Origin of the sequence: Amycolatopsis sp. NPDC023774 (assembly GCF_040639695.1) — a bacterium.
Classification (GTDB): Bacteria; Actinomycetota; Actinomycetes; order Mycobacteriales; family Pseudonocardiaceae; genus Amycolatopsis.
The window spans coordinates 16,534-18,569 of record NZ_JBFAAJ010000018.1 but is presented as its reverse complement, the minus strand read 5'-3'; the positions used below and the strand labels follow the sequence as shown (position 1 = coordinate 18,569).

Here is a 2,036-nt window from a genome sequence, read left to right as displayed (position 1 = left end):
ATCGGCCGGCTCAGCCGACAACCGGTGCGCCGCAATCGCCGGGCGATGCGGTGCCGCAGCCGACGCCTGTGCAGCAACCGTCTGGGTATCAGCCGATGCAGCCGGCAACCGGTGCGCCGCAGTCGCCGGGCGATGCGGCGCCGGCGCCCGGGCAGCCGAGCGAAGGTCAGTCGCAGTCTGATCGGGCCCAGGCGCAGGAGGGGGGCGATCAGCAGTCGGGTGGTGGGCAGGCAACGCAGCGGGGCCAACAGCAGCAGGGCGCCCAGTGGGGCCAGCCGCAGTCGGGCGGGCCTGCGCCCGGCGGTGAGCAGCCGCAGTCGGCTGGCGCGCAGCCCGAGGGGGCGACCAGCGGGTTGCCCCAGCCGAGCGCGGCGCAAGGACCCGGCGGGCAGCCGCCCGCGGCGCCGCCAAGTGGCTTGTCTCAGCCGGGTGCACAGTCGGGCGGGCAGCCGCCCGCGGCCCCGCCGAGTGGCTTGTCTCAGCCGGGTGCACAGTCGGGCGGGCAGCCGCCCGCGGCCCCGCCGAGTGGCTTGCCTCAGCCGGGCGCGCAGCCGGGCGGCCAGCCGCCGAGTGGCTTACCCCAGCCGGGCGCGCAGCCAGGCTGGAGCCGGCAGGAAGTGCGTGCGCCATGGCCTGAGGTGCCTCAACCCCACACACGGCCCGCGCTGGGACCGGACGGCCGGCCCCTGCCGGTGTTCCCCGGCCAAGAGACCGGTCCCGTCGCGCCGCCGCCCGCCGCGGCGCGGGTGTATCGCGCCGCGCCGCCGGTGTTTCCCGGGAAGGAGCCCGTGGTGCCGGTGGTGCCCGAGGTGAACCAGCCCGTCCAGGAAAAGCCGGGGTTGCCGCAGCCGTCGTCGATGGAGAGGAAGTTGGCGGGGCAGCGGGGGCAGGCGGAGGGTGCGCAGGTGAGGGACGTGCCGTTGGGGTTCTCGGAGCAGACGGCCCACGGACAGCAGCCCAGCACACCCCAGACCCACCCCGCCGACGACATCCCCACCCCACCGCGCGGCATCCCCCAGGTGCGCGGTTGGTTCGACCAGCACCCCGAAAACCCCAGCACCCCACCGCAAACCGCCACGCCCCCCACCGGCGACGACCCCGACGGCGGCGAGTTCGGCCCCACCGGCGACCCGACCGAGATCCCGTTCCGCTGGCGCAAGTGACCCGCCGGGTGCCAGGCTGGACGCATGGCTGACGACCCCAACCCGGACCCCGGCTGGTACTACAACACCCGCACCCACGAGGTGGAACACCTGGAACGCAGCCGGAGCATCGACCTCCTCGGGCCCTACCCCGACGAGGCCACTGCCCGCCGCGCCCTCGACATCGCCCGCGAGCGCAACCGACAGGCCGACGCCGCCGACCGCGAATGGGACGGCGACTGACCACCCGCCGCGTCGGGCCGGTCCCATCCGGCCCGGCCCGCTGACGCTCGCCCGTGGCATCCCGCGCGCCCGACCTCGGCCCGCGCAGGTTTGCGTGGCCGGCCCGGCCAGCACGTCACCGCCCAGGGCGGGTCAGATCAAAGCACCGGAATCGCCGCCGAAACCGGGGCCGACCCGCAGTTGTCGACTCGGCCGGCACGTCACCACCCGGGGCGGGCAGGCCCGCTGTGCCGGAACCGCCGCCGAACCGAGGCGTGGGCTGGTTGCCGCAATCATCGACCCGCGCGTCGCTGTCCGACCAGGCTCAGCGCAGCGAGGTTCGGTTGATGCACCGGCCTGAGCGCTCGCTCGCGGAGCGCACGTCGCTGCCCGGTCCGGCTCGGCGCGCCGAGGTTCGGCTGATGCGCCGCAGCCGGAGCCGTCGCCCGCTGTGCACGGCTCTGCCCGGCCCAGCGGCTGCGGCACGGTCGATGCACTGGCCCGAGATGTCGTCCGGGGTGCACAGAATCGCTGTCCGACTCGGCTCGGCGTGCCGAGGTTCGGCTGATGCGCCGCTGCCGGAGCCGTCGCCCGCTGTGCACGGCTCTGCCCGGCCCAGCGGCTGCGGCACGGTCGATGCACTGGCCCGAGATGTCGTCCGGGGTGCACAGA

General features: G+C 75.4%; 2 protein-coding genes. Both read left to right on the top strand.

The window, feature by feature from the left end:
- Positions 1–638 precede the first annotated feature (638 nt).
- The gene (locus tag AB0F91_RS29920) at positions 639–1,163 is read left to right on the top strand and encodes a hypothetical protein (protein WP_360602796.1); all 525 of its coding nucleotides are present in this window, start codon (positions 639–641) and stop codon (positions 1,161–1,163) included.
- A 24-nt stretch (positions 1,164–1,187) separates the two neighbouring features.
- Positions 1,188–1,385: a hypothetical protein gene (locus AB0F91_RS29915; protein WP_220246518.1), complete on the top strand. Its 198-nt coding sequence runs from the start codon at positions 1,188–1,190 to the stop codon at positions 1,383–1,385.
- Positions 1,386–2,036 lie beyond the last annotated feature (651 nt).